General features: G+C 71.6%; 14 protein-coding genes and 1 pseudogene. 11 read left to right on the top strand and 4 right to left on the bottom strand.

Annotated features, from left to right (window positions below; translation table 11 throughout):
* Positions 1-386: 386 nt before the first annotated feature.
* Both nrdR and OIU81_RS09125 read left to right on the top strand, forming a co-directional pair.
* On the top strand, positions 387-917 hold the full coding sequence (gene nrdR / locus OIU81_RS09130; RefSeq protein ID WP_329145680.1) for a transcriptional regulator NrdR: 531 nt from the start codon (positions 387-389) through the stop codon (positions 915-917).
* A 124-nt stretch (positions 918-1,041) separates the two neighbouring features.
* Complete coding sequence (locus tag OIU81_RS09125) at positions 1,042-3,918, top strand: vitamin B12-dependent ribonucleotide reductase (RefSeq protein ID WP_329145678.1); 2,877 nt, start codon at positions 1,042-1,044, stop codon at positions 3,916-3,918.
* A gap of 216 nt (positions 3,919-4,134) precedes the next feature.
* Here OIU81_RS09125 and OIU81_RS09120 read toward each other — a convergent pair whose 3' ends face one another.
* Positions 4,135-4,656, bottom strand: a complete 522-nt coding sequence (locus tag OIU81_RS09120; protein WP_329145676.1) for a TerD family protein — start codon at positions 4,654-4,656, stop codon at positions 4,135-4,137.
* A gap of 414 nt (positions 4,657-5,070) precedes the next feature.
* Here OIU81_RS09120 and OIU81_RS09115 point away from each other — a divergent pair, with 414 nt between their 5' ends.
* Entirely contained in the window at positions 5,071-5,676 is a 606-nt protein-coding gene (locus OIU81_RS09115) for a YdbC family protein (RefSeq protein WP_329145674.1), read from the top strand.
* A gap of 12 nt (positions 5,677-5,688) precedes the next feature.
* On the opposite strand, the gene OIU81_RS09110 is transcribed toward OIU81_RS09115, so the two are convergent.
* On the bottom strand, positions 5,689-6,459 hold the full coding sequence (locus OIU81_RS09110) for a TetR/AcrR family transcriptional regulator (RefSeq protein ID WP_329145672.1): 771 nt from the start codon (positions 6,457-6,459) through the stop codon (positions 5,689-5,691).
* A 254-nt stretch (positions 6,460-6,713) separates the two neighbouring features.
* Here OIU81_RS09110 and OIU81_RS09105 point away from each other — a divergent pair, with 254 nt between their 5' ends.
* The 4 genes from OIU81_RS09105 (at position 6,714) to OIU81_RS09090 (ending at position 10,033) form a co-directional block, all read left to right on the top strand.
* Complete coding sequence (locus tag OIU81_RS09105; RefSeq protein WP_329145671.1) at positions 6,714-7,373, top strand: histidine phosphatase family protein; 660 nt, start codon at positions 6,714-6,716, stop codon at positions 7,371-7,373.
* Between the two features lie 11 nt (positions 7,374-7,384).
* Positions 7,385-8,293 carry an ADP-ribosylglycohydrolase family protein gene (locus tag OIU81_RS09100; protein ID WP_329145669.1) on the top strand — a complete coding sequence of 303 codons (909 nt, stop codon included), beginning with the start codon at positions 7,385-7,387 and terminating at the stop codon, positions 8,291-8,293.
* A 321-nt stretch (positions 8,294-8,614) separates the two neighbouring features.
* Positions 8,615-9,316, top strand: coding sequence for a ribonuclease HII (locus tag OIU81_RS09095; protein WP_329145668.1), 702 nt, complete (start codon positions 8,615-8,617; stop codon positions 9,314-9,316).
* A gap of 66 nt (positions 9,317-9,382) precedes the next feature.
* Positions 9,383-10,033, top strand: a complete 651-nt coding sequence (locus OIU81_RS09090) for a hypothetical protein (protein WP_329145666.1) — start codon at positions 9,383-9,385, stop codon at positions 10,031-10,033.
* A 284-nt stretch (positions 10,034-10,317) separates the two neighbouring features.
* On the opposite strand, the pseudogene OIU81_RS09085 reads toward OIU81_RS09090, so the two are convergent.
* Positions 10,318-10,920 (bottom strand): annotated as a pseudogene (locus OIU81_RS09085) (hypothetical protein); the annotation flags it as partial.
* Positions 10,921-11,143: 223 nt separating this feature from the next.
* A complete protein-coding gene (locus tag OIU81_RS09080) occupies positions 11,144-13,309 on the bottom strand; it encodes a RecQ family ATP-dependent DNA helicase (RefSeq protein WP_329145663.1) in 2,166 nt (721 codons plus the stop codon).
* A 125-nt stretch (positions 13,310-13,434) separates the two neighbouring features.
* Between OIU81_RS09080 and OIU81_RS09075 the strand changes: the two genes are divergently transcribed.
* The 4 genes from OIU81_RS09075 to OIU81_RS09060 all read left to right on the top strand — a co-directional run bounded on the left by OIU81_RS09075 (position 13,435) and on the right by OIU81_RS09060 (position 19,897).
* Positions 13,435-15,057 carry a DUF4192 domain-containing protein gene (locus OIU81_RS09075; protein ID WP_329145661.1) on the top strand — a complete coding sequence of 541 codons (1,623 nt, stop codon included), beginning with the start codon at positions 13,435-13,437 and terminating at the stop codon, positions 15,055-15,057.
* Between the two features lie 215 nt (positions 15,058-15,272).
* On the top strand, positions 15,273-17,264 hold the full coding sequence (locus tag OIU81_RS09070) for a glycogen debranching N-terminal domain-containing protein (RefSeq protein WP_329145659.1): 1,992 nt from the start codon (positions 15,273-15,275) through the stop codon (positions 17,262-17,264).
* 48 nt (positions 17,265-17,312) lie between these two features.
* Positions 17,313-18,077: an NUDIX hydrolase gene (locus OIU81_RS09065; protein WP_329145656.1), complete on the top strand. Its 765-nt coding sequence runs from the start codon at positions 17,313-17,315 to the stop codon at positions 18,075-18,077.
* 818 nt (positions 18,078-18,895) lie between these two features.
* Positions 18,896-19,897, top strand: coding sequence for a FadR/GntR family transcriptional regulator (locus tag OIU81_RS09060; protein WP_329145654.1), 1,002 nt, complete (start codon positions 18,896-18,898; stop codon positions 19,895-19,897).
* The last annotated feature ends 315 nt before the right edge of the window (positions 19,898-20,212 follow it).

Raw genomic sequence — 20,212 nt, 5'->3', positions numbered from 1 at the left:
CGCCCCTGTCTCCGGCCGGCTTGCTTCCCCCCGGAGGCCTCGGAGCGCACGGCCCGCTGCGGTCGTCGTCAGGACCCCGCCGATTCTGTCACCCCGGCCCCGCCGCGCCCCTGGCCGGGTCGCTTCCCGTACGCTCGTCTGCGGCGTCCCGGCCCGCCACCACCGCGACACGCGGTAGGCGCACGTAAGCGGCCCGACACCACATCTAGTGGTTAGATGCCTTCGGTTACCCAGAAGTTGTGGTCCCTGGTCTCTCGTCGGGGTCAGGATCGCCTATGCTGGGGACTGCTCCGAAGGGCCCGTACGGACCGGCCGGAGGTCTGTCGCCGTGCGCCGGGTTCGTTGGCGTACGTACGTCCGTATATCAAGGGTGAGGAGGGTGGAGCGTGCATTGCCCCTTCTGCAGGCACCCGGACAGCAGGGTCGTCGACAGCCGTACCACCGATGACGGGACGGCGATCCGCCGGCGCCGCCAGTGCCCCGACTGCTCCCGCCGTTTCACGACGATCGAGACGGCGTCGCTGATGGTGATCAAGCGGAGCGGGGTCACCGAACCCTTCAGCCGCAACAAGGTCATCGCGGGAGTGCGCAAGGCGTGTCAGGGGCGCCCGGTCACCGAGGACGCCCTCGCCAAGCTCGGCCAGCGGGTCGAGGAGGCGGTGCGTGCCACCGGCAGCGCCGAGCTGACCACGCATGACGTCGGGCTCGCCATACTGGGCCCGCTGCAGGAACTCGACCTCGTCGCGTACCTGCGCTTCGCGTCCGTTTACCGGGCATTCGATTCACTCGAGGACTTCGAGGCGGCCATCACCGAGCTGCGGGAGCAGCGCGAGCAGGGGCCGCCCGGGCAGGACCACGGGACCGAGGGCGAGGCCGAAGGCCCGGCCGTTCCTGTGCCCGCCACCGCAGCCGACTGAGCTCGGCACACATCCAGAACCTGTACCGGGGCGCGAGCAGGGCGTCCCGGTAGCAGTAAGACATACACCGTGCCACGGAATGAGTGCGCACATATGGGCGTTTGCCCGTATACAGGGAGGCGGAATGACAGAGACGACGAGCGGCCCGGCACGAGGCTCCCGCGCCAAGGGCAGCAAGGCGAGCAAGGGTCTGCGTATCGAGCGCATCCACACCACACCCGGCGTGCATCCGTACGACGAGGTGGAGTGGGCGTCTCGTGACGTCGTCATGACCAACTGGCGCGACGGCTCGATCAACTTCGAGCAGCGTGGCGTCGAGTTCCCCGATTTCTGGTCGGTGAACGCGGTCAACATCGTCACGAGCAAGTACTTCCGTGGCGCGGTGGGGTCTGCGACCCGTGAGTCGAGCCTCAGGCAGCTGATCGACCGCGTGGTCATGACGTACCGCAAGAGCGGCGAGGAGAACGGTTACTTCGCCTCCCCGGCGGACGCCGAGATCTTTGAGCACGAGCTGGCCTACGCCTTGCTCCACCAGGTCTTCAGCTTCAACTCCCCGGTCTGGTTCAACGTCGGCACCCAGCAGCCGCAGCAGGTCAGCGCCTGCTTCATCCTCTCCGTCGACGACTCCATGGAGTCGATCCTCGACTGGTACAAGGAAGAGGGGATGATCTTCAAGGGCGGCTCCGGCGCCGGCCTGAACCTCTCCCGCATCCGCTCCTCCAAGGAGCTGCTCTCCTCCGGCGGCAACGCCTCCGGCCCGGTCTCCTTCATGCGCGGCGCCGATGCGTCCGCCGGAACGATCAAGTCGGGCGGCGCCACCCGCCGCGCGGCCAAGATGGTCGTCCTGGATGTGGACCACCCGGACGTCGAGGCCTTCATCGAGACCAAGGTGAAGGAGGAGGAGAAGGTCCGCGCGCTGCGCGACGCGGGCTTCGACATGGACCTGGGCGGCGACGACATCACGTCCGTCCAGTACCAGAACGCCAACAACTCGGTCCGGGTCAACGACGAGTTCATGAAGGCCGTCGAGGCCGGCTCGAAGTTCGGGCTGCGCGGCCGGATGACCGGTGAGGTCATCGAGGAGGTCGACGCCAAGGGGCTCTTCCGCAAGATGGCGGAGGCCGCCTGGGCGTGCGCCGACCCCGGCATCCAGTACGACGACACCATCAACCACTGGCACACCTCGCCGGAGACGGGCCGGATCACCGCGTCCAACCCGTGCAGCGAGTACATGCACCTGGACAACTCCTCGTGCAACCTCGCCTCGCTCAACCTGCTGAAGTTCCTGCGCGACGACGACCTGGGCAACCAGTCCTTCGACGCCGAGCGCTTCGCCAAGGTCGTCGAGCTGGTCATCACGGCGATGGACATCTCCATCTGCTTCGCCGACTTCCCCACCCAGAAGATCGGCGAGACCACCCGCGCCTACCGCCAGCTGGGCATCGGCTACGCCAACCTCGGCGCCCTGCTGATGGCCACCGGCCACGCCTACGACTCCGACGGCGGTCGCGCGCTGGCCGGTGCCATCACCTCCCTGATGACCGGCACCTCCTACAAGCGCTCCGCCGAGCTCGCCGCGGTCGTCGGCCCGTACGACGGCTACGCCCGCAACGCCGACGCCCACCAGCGCGTCATGAAGCAGCACTCCGACGCCAACGGTGTCGCCACGCGCATGGACGACCTGGACTCCCCGGTCTGGGCGGCGGCCACCGAGGCCTGGCAGGACGTGCTGCGCCTGGGCGAGAAGAACGGCTTCCGCAACGCGCAGGCCTCCGTGCTCGCGCCGACCGGCACCATCGGCCTGATGATGGACTGCGACACCACGGGCGTCGAGCCGGACCTGGCCCTGGTCAAGTTCAAGAAGCTGGTCGGCGGCGGCTCCATGCAGATCGTGAACAACACGGTCCCCAAGGCGCTCAAGCGGCTCGGCTACCAGCCCGAGCAGGTCGAGGCGATCGTCGCCCACATCGCCGACCACGGCAATGTCATCGACGCCCCCGGCCTCAAGCCGGCGCACTACGAGGTCTTCGACTGCGCCATGGGCGAGCGCTGCATCTCCCCGATGGGCCACGTCCGCATGATGGCCGCGGCCCAGCCCTTCCTCTCCGGCGCGATCTCCAAGACGGTCAACGTCCCCGAGTCGGCCACCGTCGAGGAGATCGAGGACGTCTACTTCCAGGGCTGGAAGCTCGGCCTGAAGGCGCTGGCGATCTACCGCGACAACTGCAAGGTCGGCCAGCCGCTCTCCGCCAAGAAGAAGGAAGCGGAGAAGAAGGCCGAGCCGGTCGCCGAGAAGAAGGTCGTCGAGTACCGCCCGGTGCGCAGGCGCCTGCCCAAGGGCCGTCCCGGCATCACCACCTCCTTCACCGTCGGCGGCGCCGAGGGCTACATGACCGCCAACTCCTACCCGGACGACGGTCTCGGTGAGGTCTTCCTGAAGATGTCCAAGCAGGGCTCGACCCTCGCGGGCATGATGGACGCCTTCTCCATCGCGGTGTCGGTGGGCCTCCAGTACGGCGTGCCGCTGGAGACCTACGTCTCGAAGTTCACCAACATGCGCTTCGAGCCGGCCGGCATGACGGACGACCCGGACGTGCGGATGGCGCAGTCGATCGTCGACTACATCTTCCGCCGCCTGGCGCTGGACTTCCTGCCGTTCGAGACCCGCTCGGCGCTCGGCATCCACTCCGTCGAGGAGCGCCAGCGCCACCTGGAGACCGGCTCGTACGAGCCGTCCGGCGACGAGGTCGACGTCGAGGGCCTGGCCCAGTCGGCGCCGCGCCAGATCGAGTCGGCCCAGGAGTCCGCCCCGGCGGTGAAGATCGTCGAGGATGCCGCCGCGCCGGCTCCCCAGCAGGCGCACACCAACGCCGAACTCGTCGAGATGCAGCTGGGCATCAACGCCGACGCCCCGCTGTGCTTCTCCTGCGGGACGAAGATGCAGCGGGCCGGCAGCTGCTACCTGTGCGAGGGCTGCGGATCGACCAGCGGCTGCAGCTGAGCAGGAGGGCGGCCGCGCGGGAGGACTCCTCCCGCGCGGCCTCCCGCCCGGGCCGGGACGGCCCGGGGAAGCACGGAGGGGACCGGCCGGGCGCCGGTCCCCTCCGTCGTGCGTGCCGGGGAACGCTCAGCCGGCGTGCCGCGCGTCCGGCGCGCCCTTGGGGGAGCGGGCCGGCTCACGCCGTCGCTGTGCGGGGGAGCGTCAACGCCGCCCCGTTCAGTGCCCCATCACCGAGACGAACGTATCCGGGTCGGCGTCGAAGCCCCGAAGGCCGGGGCGGAAACGCCATTTGCCCGTCTCGTCCCGGGTGAATTCGGCCACCGTCGCGGCGGTCGCCTCCGCCACCGAGGCGAAATCGTCCTCCGCCAGAGCGGTGTAGCCCTCGCGGATCCGTACGTGGGTGTGCGGGACGTCTCCGAAGACCTTGCGGCCCTCGCCCTGCTGGATGGCCACTCCGACGAGGACCCGGCCGTAGGCGTCGGACAGCCGGTCCAGTTCCAGCGTCATGATCTCGTCGGCGCCGAACCCCTGGCCGGTCCTGCTGTCCCGGTTGAGGGTGATGGTTCCGTCGGGCGACCGGCTGTCGAAGGCCACCAGATAGGCCGGGTCGCCGTGCGGCGCGTCGGCCGTGTACGTGGCCGCGACGATGTCGAGGTCGTTGTCCGGTGTTCCGATGGGACTGGGGTCCCACTTCAGTGTGACTTCAACCTTTTCGATGCCTTTGTTGAGCGTGCTCACCGGGCTTCCCCTCCTTCATCTCCCGGAGACGCGGCCCGGCCACGCGAGGAGGACGCGGACCACTTTCCAGGACTTCCCGTTGGTGGACCATCGTGCCACGCTCGCCGGTTCCTGGGCGGAAGCAACTTTCCCTGGTGGCAGGTGAGATGAAGCAGTCGCGGGTGGCTGAAAAGCGCCCTCCGGGTCCCGGCTCGGCCGCCGGATGACGTCCTTGCCCGGCGGAACCGGAGGGGCTCCCGTGGGGCGTTCGGTTGACCGTCGCGTCCACCGGAGGATCGGGGCCGCGAGCGGCCGGGACGACGCGGCGGCGAGCGCCGGCACACGTCCACGGGCCGGTGTCCGCATGGAAGTTCGGGGTGGTCGGAATGTGACGCGCAGTGATTCCGGTTCGCCCACGGGCCGTACGATGGCGCGGTGCTTGTCAAGTGGATTCGCCTCACCGTCGTGGACCGTCGTGGGTTCGAGCGGGGGCAGCGGAAATGGGCGGGGCTGCTGGGTGAGCCGGGGTTCCGAGGGCAGGGCGGAGGGTGGAGCCGGGGACGGCCGGGGGTCGCGCATCTGGTCGCCTTCTGGGAGAGCCGGGCGTTCTACGACTCCTTCATGGCGCGTTCGCATGACCGGCTGGCGGCCGCCCAGGTCGGCACCTACAAGGACGCCCAGGTACGCCTGTTTGAGCACGAGTTCGACGTGAAGGTGGGCTTCCGTCCGTCGTTCGGCGAGGTGGACGTGCTGCGGCTGGCGCACTGCCAGGTGTATCAGGACCGGGTGGACCACTTCATGCTGATGCAGGAGAAGGTCTGGAACCCGGCCATGGCGGGCTCACCGGGAATGCAGCGGGGAATGCTGGGGCGGGCTCCGGGCGAGGAGTTCCTGGTGCTGTCGATGTGGCAGTCGGCGGCCGAGCGGGGGAAGTACCGGCCCGAGCGGGTGGAGCGGCTGGCGCTGCGGGCCCAGATAGCCGCGGACGTCCGGGCCATCGCGGGGGACGTGGTCGAGCTCGAGCCGTCATGGACGGTATGAGGGACGGCGTCTTCAGGGGTCCGTGCCGTGCGTGGAGCCGGTGGCGCTGTCGGCAGCGCCGTCGGTGGTGAACGCCCCGGCGCGGGCTGCGGCCAGGGCGGCCGCCGCGGCCTGGTCGGCCTGCGCGGCCCCGACCGGTTCCCGGGTGATGAACAGGCGGAAGAAGAGCGGCGCGGAGACCGAGCGGACCAGTGCACCGGCGTCGATCATGACGCTCGCGGCGCCGGCACGGGAGGCGGCGCGTGCCGGGGTGTCCGCCGGTGATCCCGGCGCGGCGTCCGGGGGGGCGGGCAGCTCCCCACGCCCAACGGCACGTTCGACGATGGCCTCGCAGCGCGTGAACCGCTCGGCGTAGTAGCCGCGCAGTGCCGCGGCCGCCCGCTCCGACTGGAAGCCGGCGGCGATCATCGCGGAGCCCGACGCGGCCACTGCGGGGTCGGCGAAGGACGCGACGACCTCGTGGGCCAGGGCGCGCAGATCACCCTCCAGGGACCCGGTGTCCGGAGGCGTCCAGGTGTCCTCGCCCGCGAGATCCAGGGCATCCACCACCAGGCCCTCGACGTCCTTCCAGCGGCGATAGAGCGTCGTCTTGTGCACACCGGAGTGTTCGGCGACGTATTCGACGGTCAGGCCCGGATAGCCGTACTCGGTGAGACCGGCCAGTACGGCGTCGCGGACGGCGGCGCGGGTACGGGCCGTGCGGCCGCCGGGGCGCCGGGTGCCGGGGGCGGGCGCGGAGTCGCCGGCCGGGTGCCGGTCGTCGTTCGCTGCGTCGTCAGTCAAAAGCTATTCCTGTTGCGTTAGTGGGCGGGCCGTGCCATGCTCATCGTAACGCAACGGGGGTTGCGTTTGATTGGGTGCGTCATCAGATTTGGGGGGAGCGGTGTCCGGGTCGGGTGTCCGGATCTTGGCGCACGCATCATCGCGGAGCCGGACCGGGGTGAAATCGGACCGAGGCGAAATCGGGCCGCGGCGAACTCGGCGTGTGGCGGAGCCGGGGTGCGGCATGCCCACAGCAGGCGATTTACGCTGGCGGCATGGCTCGGCCCCGACGCATCGTTCTCATCCGCCACGGAGAGTCGGAGGGGAATGTCGATGACACCGTCTACGAGCGGGAGCCCGACCATGCGCTCTCGCTCACCCCGGCCGGGCTGCGACAGGCGGAGGAGGCCGGCGGCCCCCTGCGGGAGATGTTCGGTGACCAGCGGGTCTCCGCCTATGTCTCGCCCTACCGCCGCACCCACCAGACCTTCCGGGCGCTCGGCCTCGATCCCGGCAGGGTGCGGGTCCGCGAGGAGCCCCGGCTGCGCGAGCAGGACTGGGGGAACTGGCAGGACCGCGACGACGTGCGGCAGCAGAAGGCTTACCGGGACGCCTACGGGCACTTCTTCTACCGCTTCGCCCAGGGCGAGTCCGGAGCGGACGTCTACGACCGCGTCGGCGCGTTCCTGGAGAGTCTGTGGCGCAGCTTCGAGGACCCGGACCACCCGCCGAACGTCCTGATCGTCACGCACGGGCTCACCATGCGACTGTTCTGCATGCGCTGGTTCCACTGGACCGTGGCCGACTTCGAGTCGCTGTCCAATCCGGGCAATGCGGAACGGCGCACCCTGCTGCTCGGCGAGAACGGCCGCTACACCCTCGACCGGCCCTTCGATCGCTGGTGTAAACCGGAGCCTTACGGGGTCACCGGTTAGAGTGCACACCGATGACCCTCGACCACCGTGACGCAGACCGCCGTGCGCGGGCCCTGGCCAGCCTGCGCGGACTGGCCGTGGGTGATGCCCTCGGCTCGCAGTTCTTCGTCCCCGCCCACTACCCCTCCCTCAAGCGCCGCGAGCTGCCTCCCGGCCCCTGGCAGTGGACCGACGACACGGAGATGGCCTGCTCCGTCCTGGCCGTGCTCACGACCCATGGACGGATCGACCAGGACTCGCTCGCCCGCTCCTTCGCCGACCACCACGACTTCGACCGTGGCTACGGTCCGGCGGTCAACCGCATGCTGCGGCTGATCCGCGAGGGCGGCGACTGGCGGGAGCTGGCGTCCGGGCTCTTCAACGGCCAGGGCTCATGGGGCAACGGAGCCGCCATGCGCATCGCTCCCCTCGGCGCCTGGTACGCCGACGACCCCGAGCAGGCCACCCACCAGGCCGAGATCTCCGCCTACACCACCCACCAGCACCGCGAGGCCGTCGTCGGCGCCATGGCCGTTGCCGCCGCGGCGGCCCTGGTGGCCGACCCGGCCCGCGACCTCGGCCCCGAGCAGCTGCTGGACGACGTGCTGGCGCTGATCCCGCGCAGCGCCGTACAGGCCGGTCTGCGCCGGGCACGCGACATGCTCGACTACGCCGACTCCGGCACCGTCGCCGCCGTGCTGGGCTGCGGCCGACGCACCAGCGCCCACGACACCGTGCCCTTCGCCCTCTGGGCCGCCGCCCGGCATCTCGGCAACTATGAGCGCGCATTTTGGGCCACCGCCCATGCCGGCGGCGACGTCGACACCACCTGCGCCATCGTCGGCGGCATCGTCGCCGCCGGTCGCGCCGGCGCCCCGCCCGAGGCATGGCTGGCCGGCACCGAATCCCTCCCCTCCTGGGCCCCCGCCCTCACCGACTGATCACCGCCACACCGTGGCTCCGCTCGCACGCCGCGAGCCGGCCGTCCGCAACTCTTCGCACCCGCCGCGCCCCGGCCGTCCGCGGCAGGTTCCGTCTGCCCGGTCCCCTTCCAACGGGCGGCTGCGGGCCGTGAATTCGGCGCCGGCGGTGGTGTGCGGCCCACGGGAGCGCGGCGTGTGACGCACCCTGCGCGGGCCTCCGGACACCCCGTACCGGCAGTACCGGCCCGTCCCCGCCCGCACCTGCACGGATATCGTTTTCCGCCGGGTCGGGATCCGGTGCGGACGGCTGAGCCGAATAGGCGTAACCTTGCTGGCGCCATGCCGTACGAGCCCCCCACCCATACCGTCGAGCGATCATTGCGCGCCACGACGGGCGCCAAGATCGTTGCAGGTATCGACGAGGTCGGACGCGGAGCGTGGGCCGGTCCGGTCAGCGTCTGCGCAGCGATCACCGGTCTGCGCCGGCCGCCCGACGGACTCACCGATTCCAAGCTGCTGACTCCCAAGCGCCGCACCGAACTGTGCGAAGTGCTCGGCGAATGGGTCACGTCATACGCCCTCGGGCACTCCTCGCCCGAGGAGATCGACGAGCTGGGCATGACCGCGGCACTGCGGCTCGCGGCCGTCCGCGCCCTGGCGGCGCTGCCGGTCCGGCCGGACGCGGTCATTCTCGACGGCAAGCACGACTACCTGGGCGCGCCGTGGCGGGTCCGCACGGTCATCAAGGGTGACCAGTCCTGCATCGCGGTCTCCGCCGCGTCCGTGATCGCCAAGGTGCGGCGCGACGCGATGATGGCCGAACTGGGGCTGGCCTACACCGACTTCGACTTCGCGGCCAACGCAGGCTACCCCTCGCCGACCCATCGCATTGCCCTGGAGGAGTACGGTCCCACGCCGCACCACCGAGTGTCGTGGTCCTACATGGACGCCCTGCCCCGGTGGCGGCATCTGAAGAAGGTGCGCATCACCCCCGAAGCAGCCGCTCTGGAAGCCGGTGGCCAACTCGGCTTCGATTTCTGAGCGGTGCGGACATCAATTCGGTACCCGATGACGTGTTCCGCACTTACGTTTGATAGACATCCCTTTATGCCTCTCATCCCCGAGGAGCCTCAGATTCACGAGAGTGTCCCGGGTCCCCGCGCAACTGCGGCCGCCGGCCGCACCGCGCCGACCCCCCGTCCTGTTCCTGGCCCCGGTCCCCGCCCCGCGCCTCCGCGTGGCGCTCCGGTGGCCAGCGTCCGTCCGGGCAAGCCCGGACCTGCTGCCCCGCCGCGTGGGCCTGTCGCCGCTCCGCCGGCACAGCGCACCAGCTCCCCGCAGCCGCCGGCCGGCACGACCGGTACCGCCGCGGGAGCGCAGCTCCAGCTGATCCCGGCACCCGCCGACGGCGCCGTCGACGCCGCCGACGAGGCCGTCGACCTGCTGCTGGACTCCGGGCGTACGCCGGGCGAAATCCTGGTGCTGACCACCGGCGAAACCCACCCGTGGGCCGCGCATGAACTCTCCTTCGGCGAGGCTTCGTACTGGGCCCAACACGATGCCGCGGACGATGTGTTCTACGCGGACGCGGCTGCCGAGCGCGCCACCGGCCGGCCCGTCGTGGTCGTCGCCGTCAACGGCGGTTCGGACGAGGCCACCGGGACGGCGCTGCCGGCCGCGATGGCCCGTGCCGGAGCGCTGCTGATCGTCTGCGGCGACCCGGAGCGGATCACGGCTGTTCTCGGCGTCCCCGCCTGACCCTGCCGGCTCGCAACGGCCCGTCGGTCCCTCAAGGCCGTCGGGCTCGTTTGCGTGCGCGCGCCCGTGGTGCGCGGGTGCCATGCATGGCCGCAGGCGGTACGGCCTGTTCCCCGTGACGGTGCCCGCCCTTGGCCTCGTGTGCGAGAACCAAGGGTGTGCCCGCTCGGGCCGCCTCAGCGCGCCGCCGTGTGCCGGTGCGCTTCCGGGGTGCCGCCCGCGCGCCGCGGAAACGGCCGGTTCTGCAGGACGGCAGCGTTCGTGCCGGTGCGCGGCGCCTCCGGCCGCGCTGCCGTCAGACGGCGCGCCTCCGTACGCCCGGTCTCCGGACGGCGCGGTTCGGGGACCGGCAGACCCGCGGAGGGCGGCCGCGGACGGCGCCCGCCCCGGACCTCTCCCAGGACCTGCCAGCGCTCCGGGGTCAGCGTGATGTACGCCCCGCAGCGGAGCCCGTGCAGGGTGCAGGCATCGCGCAGCCCCCACATCCACGCCCCGTCCGTCTCCGTCCAACGGGGCTCGCCCTCACGGCAGTAGAGCAGCACCGCGGTCCGGACCGGGGCCCGCAACCGCAGATCGTGCGGGATCACCCGGCGCAGATGCGCCAGCAGCACATTGCGGAACTCCCAGCCGTCGGGCACGGCCGCGAGCTCGGTGAACGAGGCGCTGGCCGTCACCCGGTCCTGCGTGTCCAGCACCGCGACGATGGCCGTCGACGACCCCGGGCGATGACGCTCGTGCAGATCGGCGACGACCTCACGGGGATTGCGCAGCAGCGGGATCCCGGCCGAGGCCCATTCGGCAGGCACGAGCATCCGCCCCAGGCGCGCGGCGGAATCGGCGGACACGGGCAAGGACACATGCGGGGGCGGAGCGAAGCCGAAGGTCATGTTCCTCCCTTCGTCAGGCGTCCACGTGTCGGGCGGTGACCGGGTACGGAGGCGCACCACGGCACGGCGCGGCCTGCCCACGGACGGCCGGTACGGGGAAGCATTCCAATTCTTCCCGTCGTACACGCATGCGGCAACGAGCAATTCCCGCCGGTGCCGGGAATGCCTCGGAAAGTCACCGATGTACTTGCCCCGTCGCGGCGTCGCCCGTGCCGTACCGCTCCTAGCCCTGAACGGCGAGGACCAGCGGAAACACCCCCTCCGCGCCCGCCCGGCGCAGCAGCCGGGCGGCCACGGCCAATGTCCAGCCGGTGTCGGCGTAGTCGTCCACCACCAACACCGGGCCACCCGCCGACGCCAGGGCCTGCGTCAACTCCGGCGGCACGCTCAGCGAACCGTGCAGCGCCCGCAGCCGCTGTGCGCTGTTGCTGCGCGGAATCCTGCCCTCGGCACCGTCGTCCGCCGAGGCCACCGTGCCCAGGAACGGCATCCGGCCGACCCCGGCGATCCGCTCGGCCAGCGACCGGATCAGCTGCGGGCGGCTGCGCGAGGAGAGCGCGACGACGCCCACCGGGCGGGCCGGTGCCTCGGCCGCGCCCGAGGCCCAACCACCCGGTCCCTTGGCCCAGTCGGCGAGCACGGTGACCACCGCGGCGGCCACATCGTCGGGCACCGGGCCGTCGGGTGCCTGCGGTGCGAGCATCGGCCGCAGGCGGTTGCCCCACCCGATGTCGGAGAGCCGGCCCAGGGCCCGGCCCGTCGAGGACAGTTCGCCCGCGGGGATACGCCCCTTGAGGTCGACACCGACGGCCGGCAGCCCCGTCGGCCACATCCGCCGCGGCTCCACCTCCACCCCCGGGCGCCCCAGCTCACCGCGCGCCGCGTCCAGCGCAGCGGCGGACACCTCGGTACTGAACCGTGCCCCGGCGCAGTTGTCGCAGCGGCCACAGGCCACCGCGGCCTCGTCGTCCAGCTGCCGCCGCAGGAACTCCATCCGACAGCCCGCCGTGGTGGCGTACTCCCGCATGGCCTGCTGTTCGGCCTCGCGCTGACGCGACACCCACGCATAGCGCTCGGTGTCGTACGACCATGGCCGGCCGGTGGACGTCCAGCCGCCCTTGACGCGGTGCACGGCGCCGTCCACATCGAGCACCTTGAGCATGATCTCCAGGCGCGAGCGGCGCAGTTCGACCTGCGGCTCCAGGGCGGGCAGCGACACCGGCCGGCCGGCGGCGGCCAGCACGTCCAGGGTCCGGCGCACCTGCTCCTCGGGCGGGAAGGCCAGCGACGCGAAGTACTTCCAGATCGCCTCGTCCTCGCGGCCCGGCAGCAGCAGCACCTCGGCGTGCTTCACCCCACGGCCGGCCCGGCCCACCTGCTGGTAGTACGCGATGGGGGACGACGGCGACCCGAGATGCACCACGAACCCCAGATCGGGCTTGTCGAAGCCCATACCCAGCGCGGAGGTCGCCACCAGCGCCTTGACCCGGTTGGCGAGCAGATCGTCCTCGGCCTGCTGACGGTCGGCGTTCTCCGTCTTACCGGTGTACGACGAGACCGTGTGCCCCCGATGGCGCAGGAAGGCCGTCACCTCCTCGGCGGCGGCAACCGTGAGGGTGTAGATGATTCCCGAGCCCGGCAGCTCGTGCAGATGGTCCGCGAGCCAGGCGAGCCGGTGTGCGGCGTCCGGCAGCGGCAGCACGCCCAGGCTCAGGCTCTCCCGGTCCAGCGGCCCGCGCAGCACCAGCGCCTCGGTGGAGCCCTCGCCCGTGCCGAGCTGCTCGGCGACATCGGCGGTCACGCGCGCATTGGCCGTGGCGGTCGTGGCGAGCACCGGCACACCGGGCGGGAGGTCGGCGAGCATCGTGCGCAGCCGCCGGTAGTCCGGCCGGAAATCATGGCCCCAGTCGGAGATGCAGTGCGCCTCGTCGACCACCAGCAGACCGGTCGCCGACGCGAGCTTGGGCAGTACCTGATCACGGAAGTCGGGGTTGTTGAGGCGCTCGGGGCTCACCAGCAGGACATCCACCTCACCGGCCGCCACCTCGGCCTGGACGGTGTCCCACTCCTCGGTGTTGGCGGAGTTGATCGTGCGCGCACGGATCCCGGCCCGCGCGGCGGCCTCGACCTGATTGCGCATCAGCGCGAGCAGCGGGGAGACGATCACGGTCGGCCCGCTGCCGCGCTCGCGCAGCAGCGCCGTCGCGACGAAATAGACCGCGGACTTGCCCCAGCCCGTCCGCTGCACCACCAGCGCGCGGCGGTGGTCGGCAACCAGCGCCTCGATCGCCCGCCACTGATCCTCACGCAGCCTGGCCTCGCCGCTGGGATCCCCGACGAGTCGGGTCAGGACGGCATCGGCGGCGGCACGCAGATCATCGTTGCTCATGCCTCCATGCAACCCGATGCCACTGACAATGCGCGAACCCCCGCCCGAACCTGTGGATAACTCGCTCGCCCGCGAGTTATCCACAGGGGTCGCGGCGCGGCGGCCCGCCGCGAGATCTTCGAGCCATGAATCCGCACAGCGAACCGAGCAAGCGCACCACCGACAGCGATTCCGCCGCTCAGCCCGCCGCCCCGACCCCTTCGAACACTCCCCGCCCGCCCGAACCGCCGGCCCCTGCCGACCCGCACCGCGCATCCGACCCCACCCCGCCCGCCCGCTCCGCAGACAATTCCCGCCCCATCGACTCCGCGAACACCACCACCCCTGCCACGCCTTCCCTCCCCACCCACCCCGCCGAGACCTCGAGCCCGTCCACTTCGCCCACTCCCTCCAGCCCCTCGCCCTCCTCCGCGCCCGCCGACGCGGTCCCGCCACCGCCCGCCGAAGCCCAGGTCACGCTGCGCAGCCCGGCCGAACTCGCCGACGCTTTGCCGTACCTCATGGGCTTCTATCCGGATGACAGCGTGGTTCTGATCGCGCTGCACGGCGACCGCGGGCGCTTCGGCGGCCGGGTCCGGCTCGGCATCCCCGCCGACACCGCACAGTGGCCGGATGTCGCCGACCAGCTCGCCGACTGTCTGGTCTCCGCGGGCAAGAAGCGTGACGCCCGGCCCGAGGCGATCCTCGTCTACCTCTGCCAGGAGCCCGCGGAGGGCGAGAGCGGCAAGGACGTCAAGGACCGGCTCCGCCCGCTCGCCCAGCGGCTGCGTACGGCCTGCGGCGCGCTCGACGTACCGGTCCTGGAAGCCCTGTGCCTGTCCAACGGCCGCTTCTGGTCCTACTGCTGCCCCGACTTCCGGTGCTGTCCCGCCGAGGGCACTCCCATGGTCATGCCCGGCACATCGGTGATGGCCGCGGCCGCCGCCTACGCGGGCATGCAGGTGCGCGGCTCGCTCAAGGCGATGGAGGCCCGGCTGACGCCCCGGACCGGCAGGCGGGCCGCGGAACAGGAGAAGACGCTGGACGCGGCGGCCGGCGCGCTGGTGCCGCGCATGCTCGAGCGGGACGGTGCGGCGGCCGTGCGGCACAGCACCCTCGAACTGGCCGGAGCCATGATCCACCGGTTCCGTCAGGACACCCCCTCTGGCAGCAACCGTGCCCGGGACGCCTGTGACGATGCGCTGATCACCGATGCCGAGGCCGCCGACCTCATCCTGGGCCTCCAGGACCGCGTCACCCGCGACCGGGCGGCGGAGTGGATGGACGGCTCAGCGGCCGCGCCGGCCCTGCGCCTGTGGCGCGCGCTCGCCCGCCGCTGCGCCGGCGGCTATGCGGAGCACGCGGTGGCGCCGCTCACCCTCGCCGGCTGGGTCTGTTGGTCCACCGAGGACGGACCGTCGGCACGCGTCGCCCTCAGCTGCGCCCTGTCGCTCGACCCCGAGTACACCTTCGCCCAGTTGCTGCACCGCGCCATCAACGAAGGCCTCGATCCGGAGCCGCTGCGCCGCTGCCTGCGCGAGCAGCACCAAGAGGGCGTGAGCACCGCCCAGGGCGAGCCCGCGCCCGACGCCGGCTCCGCGTCCACCACCGAGGAGACACGACGGCCGGCCAGGCGCCCCGGGCAGGCACGTCCCGGACCGGCCCGCCGCCCCCGCGGACCACGCGGCAGCACGGGCCCGGGCACCCGTTCGACGGACGGGCGCGGCAGGCGCCGGACCGGCCGGGACGGCGACCGGAGCCGGCGGTGAACACGACATGGCTGCGCGGCTGGCGTGACCTGGGCGCCGGCCGGGCCGTTCACCTGAGTGGCGTAGGCCGTACGAAGCCCCGACCTCACCAGGGAGCGCAGAGCGTGCCAGGCATCGTCCCCCTCACTCATCAGCCTCATCGGCCGCCCGGCGAGCGACGCCCGGCACCGCCCCGGCCCCCGCAACCGCAGCCCGTCCACTCCTCACTCGTCTGTGTGGCCCTCCCCGCCCTGGCGGTGTCGCCGGCCTCGGGGCAGTTGACCGGCCAGGGCATGGACGGCTTCTATCGCGACGGACGGCGGGTCCTCTCCCGCTGCGAACTCCGGGTCGCGGGCGACGAACCACTCGTCGTCCAGGGGCGGTTGAACGGCGCGGACCGGGCCCGGTTCCTCGGGGTGATCCACAGGGCGGGAGCGCGCGGACCCGACCCGGACATCCGCGTGGAACGACTGCGCTCCGCCGACGGCACCGAACGGATCACCTTCCACAGCAGCATGTCGCAACCCGTCCGGCTGCCGGTCGAGATCCGCCTGGGTACGGACCTCGCAGAGCTCGGAACCATCGCCGTGGGTCTGCCCGGTCCGGAGCTGAGAGCCGCGGTCCATGGCTCCGGGTTGCGCTGGTCCGGGTCCGATGTGCATGCGGTGGTGTCCGCGTCCCCCGCGCCCCAGGACGCGCTCGCCTCAGCGGGCCTGCTGCGCTGGGAACTGGAACTGCCACCCGGCGGCCGCAGCACCATCGAGCTGCACACCGGACTCGAGCACGACAGCGCCGGACCAGCAGGTCAGCGGCGCTCCGGCACAGCCTTCATCCCGGGCCCGCGCACCGGACCGGGCGTCGCACGCACCCGCAGCGCCCGGCCACCGAGGCCCTGGACGACGGCCCGCCTCGAATGCGACGACCACCGGGCCGACGCGCTCATGGCAGCTGCCCTCGACGATCTCCACGGCCTGGTGATGCGTGACCCGGCAGCCCCTGCAGACACCTTCGTGGCCGGCGGATTCCCCTGGCGCTGCGGCCTTGCACCGGTCGAGGCGCTGTGGGCCGCCCGGATGCTGCTGCCCCTGGGCACCCGGCTGGCGGCGGGCACGCTGCGGGTGCTCGCGCGAACTCAACAAGCCGCACCAGGGGCGGATTTCGGCCGAATTCCCGGACCGCTCCGGGACGCCGGACCGCATGCCCCGCCGAGTTGCACCGGCATCGAAGCAACCCTTCTGTTCCCCACCGTCCTCGCGGAGGCCCGCCGCTGGGGGCTTCCCGACCACGAGACGGAGCGGCTGCTGCCCGTTGCGGAGCGCTGCCTGAGGTGGCTGAGGACGGTCACCGACTCACCGGCCGGCAAGCGCGGTGGCTACGTTCCCGACCCCGCGCCCGGCGGACCGTACCGCTGCGAGACCCAGGCCCATGCCCATCGCGCGGCCCTGCTGGGCGCCGACCTCCTCGAAGCCTCTGGATCGTCCGAGGCGGCGGCACTGCGCGACTGGGCCGCCGACCTGCGCGCCCGGTTCCGCACGGACTTCTGGTGGGAGGACGGTGCCGGCGGCCGCCCCGCCGCCCTGCTCACCGCCGACGGGCGGCCCGTCCCGCACCTCGGCTCCACCACCGTCCACCTCCTCGACACCGGGCTGCTCGGCGGCGGGAATCCGGCTCCCGGCCTGCTGGACGTCACCCAGACCGACCGGCTGGCCAGGGCGTTGGAGACCCCCGCCATGGACTCCGGGTGGGGCCTGCGCGCAATGGGCACCAGGGAGAGCGGCTACAACCCGTTCGGCCACCGCAGCGGCGCGGTGCGCGTCCACGACACGGCGATCGCCGCCGCCGGACTGGCCGCGGCGGGTCATGAGCAGGCAGCCGGCGCCCTGACCAGGGGCATCCTCGACGCGGCGGACAGCTTTGCGCACCGCCTCCCCGAGATGTACGCGGGGGAGCAGCGCACCGCCGGCGGCATTCCCGTACCGCATCCGGCGGCCTGCCGCCCCGCGGCCGTGGCGGCGGCCGGCGCGGTGCACATACTGATCGCCCTCGCCGGTCTGCGCCCCGATGTCCCCGGCGGGACGGTGTCCCTGCGGCCCCTGCGCACCGCCCCGCTCGGTGCGCTACAGCTCACCGGCCTGAGCGTGGCCGAGCAGCCGTTCGCCGTACGGGTCAGCAGACTCGGCATGGGGATGGTGGAGACGGCCGCGGAAGGTCTGCAGCTGGGCTCGTGAGGTGCGGCAGGACCTGTTTATCGTCAGGCGGACGACTATGATCACGCCATGCCTCCCTACGACCCGTCGGCCTTCCCGCCCTTCGCCGTCACTGTCGACCTGGTCGTGCTCACCGTGCGCCGTCACGCCCTGTGTGCGCTGGCCGTGCGGCGCGGTGAGCCGCCGTTCCAGGGCCGCTGGGCCCTGCCCGGTGGGTTCGTCCGGGCCGACGAGGACCTCGAGGGCGCGGCCGCGCGGGAGCTCGCCGAGGAGACCGGGCTGCACGCCCATTCCCCGGCCGGGCCGTCCCCCGTGTACGGCGCGCACCTCGAACAGCTCGCTACCTACGGCGACCCCAAGCGCGACCCGCGGATGCGGGTCGTCAGCGTCGCGCATCTGGTACTCGCCCCCGACCTTCCCGCTCCCCGGGCCGGCGGCGACGCCCACAGCGCGCGCTGGGCGCCGGTGGACAACCTCCTGGAGCAGGACGACACCCTCACCCGCGAGGGTGAGCTGGCGGCTCCGCTCGCGTTCGACCACGCCCGGATCCTGGCCGACGGCGTGGAGCGGGCCCGCTCGAAGATCGAGTACTCCTCGCTCGCCACGGCCTTCTGCCCGCCGGAGTTCACCGTGGGGGAGCTGCGCCGGGTGTACGAGGCGGTCTGGGGAGTGGCGCTGGACCCCCGTAACTTCCACCGCAAGGTGACCGGCACCCCCGGCTTCCTGGTGCCCACCGGTGGCACGACGACGCGTCAGGGCGGCCGCCCCGCACAGCTGTTCAGGGCCGGTGGAGCGACGCTGCTCAACCCGCCGATGCTTCGCCCCGAGGTCTGAGACGTCGCGCACACCGGTCGACACCGGAGGGCCGGGGTTCACCCACGGTGACACGACGAGCCGTCAAGATTGAACCATTACGGGAAAATAGGACATATTCAGGTATCTTGGCCGGGTGAGTCCTTACGTCGCCACCAGAGTTCCCGGCCGGCCTCACACCCCGCGAGGGGTGCCCGGTCCACCACCGCCGCGCCCGTCCGGCGAACCTCGCGGCCCGCGCCCGGCCGTTGTCGACGCGCCTGGAGTGCGGCTCCGCGCGGCCGCTACCTCCTCCTGGCGGTGACCGATCCAGTCGGGCCGTGGTCGGAGTTCCGGGCCCTGTCCCGGCCGCCTCTGCACTGTGAGGTCCCTGGTCCGGCGGCCTTCTGCGTGCCCGTGCTTGCCGCGGTGTGGAATGGCCTGTCCTCGTGGCAAGTTGGGCGGAGCAACTGACCCGTCGTGCCCGAGTGAAAAGAGGGGCCGGTGAGGTATTCCGTTCCGCCGCAGCCGGATTGCCGGAGAATTCCCGTCATTTCAGGTGAGGCGGGGTAGCCGCCTGACGTCCGGTGTCCGCGTCAAGGGTCCGTTCGGAATTGACCAAAGGGCGCTGGTTCGTGATGCGGTTCACGAGCCAACCGGCAGGCAGGGCGCGGGTGTTGTCGTACCACCTCTGGCCTGCAGTGATGTGCTCCCGGTGCGATGTGGCTGCTTCTGCTGATCGAGTAAGGCATATGTTTTGGTGCCGTGTTGTTATGGCTGCTGCCCGCAACTCGCCGTAGAGAGCGCATTTCTTTCCGATAAAGCGTCAATTCAGGGATGGGGGGCGATCACCCTTTCGTGTGCTTTTCACCAAAGACCTCAAGGGTGTTCAGAGTGTCGCCGACAACAGATGCGTGAGTACCCTTGCGCACACCATGATGACCGCGGCTCGCCCCGGCGACACCGGCCTCGCAGGCCCGGGCGAGCTTGACCGCTACCCCTACGCCAACGCCGGCAACGCCGCGAACGCCGCCAGCGCGGCCGGCCAGGACCGTGCAGAGCGCGTTTCGCAGGTCTGGGACGGCTCCGAGGCAGACATCGGCCGGGTCGGCCGACGCGCCGCCGGAAGTCGCGGGCGTGGCCTGCACGGCCAACTCGTCCAGCAGCTCGGCCAGATGATCGTCTCCGGCGATCTCGGCGCCGACCGCCCGCTCGTCCCCGAGGAGATCGGCCAGCGCTTCGAGGTCTCCCGCACCGTCGTCCGTGAGTCGCTTCGAGTCCTCGAGGCCAAGGGCCTCGTCAGCGCCCGCCCGAACGTCGGCACCCGGGTGCGCCCCGTGAGCGACTGGAACCTCCTCGACCCCGACATCATCGAGTGGCGGGCCTACGGGCCGCAACGCGACGACCAGCGCCGTGAGCTGTGTGAGCTGCGCTGGACGATCGAGCCCCTCGCAGCCCGGCTCGCCGCATGCCACGCCCGTGAGGACATCCAGCAGCGGCTCGCCGACATGGTCGAGATCATGGGCCACTCCGCGGCCCAGGGCGACACCATGACGTTCTCCCGCGCCGACGCCGAGTTCCACTCGCTGCTGCTGCAGCTCGCCGGCAACCGCATGCTCGAGCACCTCTCGGGCATCGTCTCCGCCGCCCTCCACGTCTCGGGCGCCGCCGCCGGTGGCTGCGAACGACCGGTCGAGACGTCCGTGGGTCAGCACATGCGGGTCGTCGACGCCATCGGCTCCGGTGACGCCACGGCGGCCGAGTCCGCGATGCGCCAGCTCCTCGCCGCCCATAGCGAGGCCGCCGGGCAGGGCTCCGGGACGCCCGCCGACCACGTCGTCCCCGCGCCCCGCGAGCACTGAAGGCCCGTACCCGACCGCGTACGGACCGTGGGTGTCATGCGGCTGCCGTGCTTGCACGCCCTCCGGGCAGGGCACGTCGTACGGGAGAAGGCGCAGAAGATCGCCGGATCCGGATCGTCGACCGGATCCGGCGAGAGGTCTCGGGAGGGTTGCATGTCATATGACTGGGAATGGGTCGTTATGGGGTGTGACTCGGGCCACGCAGATTGGGCGTAACACTCTTCAGGGAAGCGCGATGACTTAAGAGGTGATAGCCGAGGAGGGAATAAGAGCGGCGTGAGAGACGCTGTTCAACTCCCCGGTTGCCCCTGCGCC

The sequence above is a fragment of the Streptomyces sp. NBC_01454 genome, from assembly GCF_036227565.1.
In the GTDB taxonomy this organism is placed as follows: domain Bacteria; phylum Actinomycetota; class Actinomycetes; order Streptomycetales; family Streptomycetaceae; genus Streptomyces.
Note: the sequence above shows the minus strand (reverse complement) of the source record. Positions and strands in the feature narration are given on the sequence as shown.

Excerpts from the sequence above, each read along its gene's own strand:
- OIU81_RS09100 (WP_329145669.1), top strand. The coding sequence starts at position 7,385 with ATGACCCTCGACCACCGTGACGCAGACCGCCGTGCGCGGGCCCTGGCC.
- OIU81_RS09090 (WP_329145666.1), top strand. The coding sequence starts at position 9,383 with ATGCCTCTCATCCCCGAGGAGCCTCAGATTCACGAGAGTGTCCCGGGT.
- OIU81_RS09095 (WP_329145668.1), top strand. The coding sequence starts at position 8,615 with ATGCCGTACGAGCCCCCCACCCATACCGTCGAGCGATCATTGCGCGCC.
- OIU81_RS09080 (WP_329145663.1), bottom strand. The coding sequence starts at position 13,309 with ATGAGCAACGATGATCTGCGTGCCGCCGCCGATGCCGTCCTGACCCGA.
- OIU81_RS09105 (WP_329145671.1), top strand. The coding sequence starts at position 6,714 with ATGGCTCGGCCCCGACGCATCGTTCTCATCCGCCACGGAGAGTCGGAG.
- OIU81_RS09075 (WP_329145661.1), top strand. The coding sequence starts at position 13,435 with ATGAATCCGCACAGCGAACCGAGCAAGCGCACCACCGACAGCGATTCC.
- OIU81_RS09125 (WP_329145678.1), top strand. The coding sequence starts at position 1,042 with ATGACAGAGACGACGAGCGGCCCGGCACGAGGCTCCCGCGCCAAGGGC.
- OIU81_RS09065 (WP_329145656.1), top strand. The coding sequence starts at position 17,313 with ATGCCTCCCTACGACCCGTCGGCCTTCCCGCCCTTCGCCGTCACTGTC.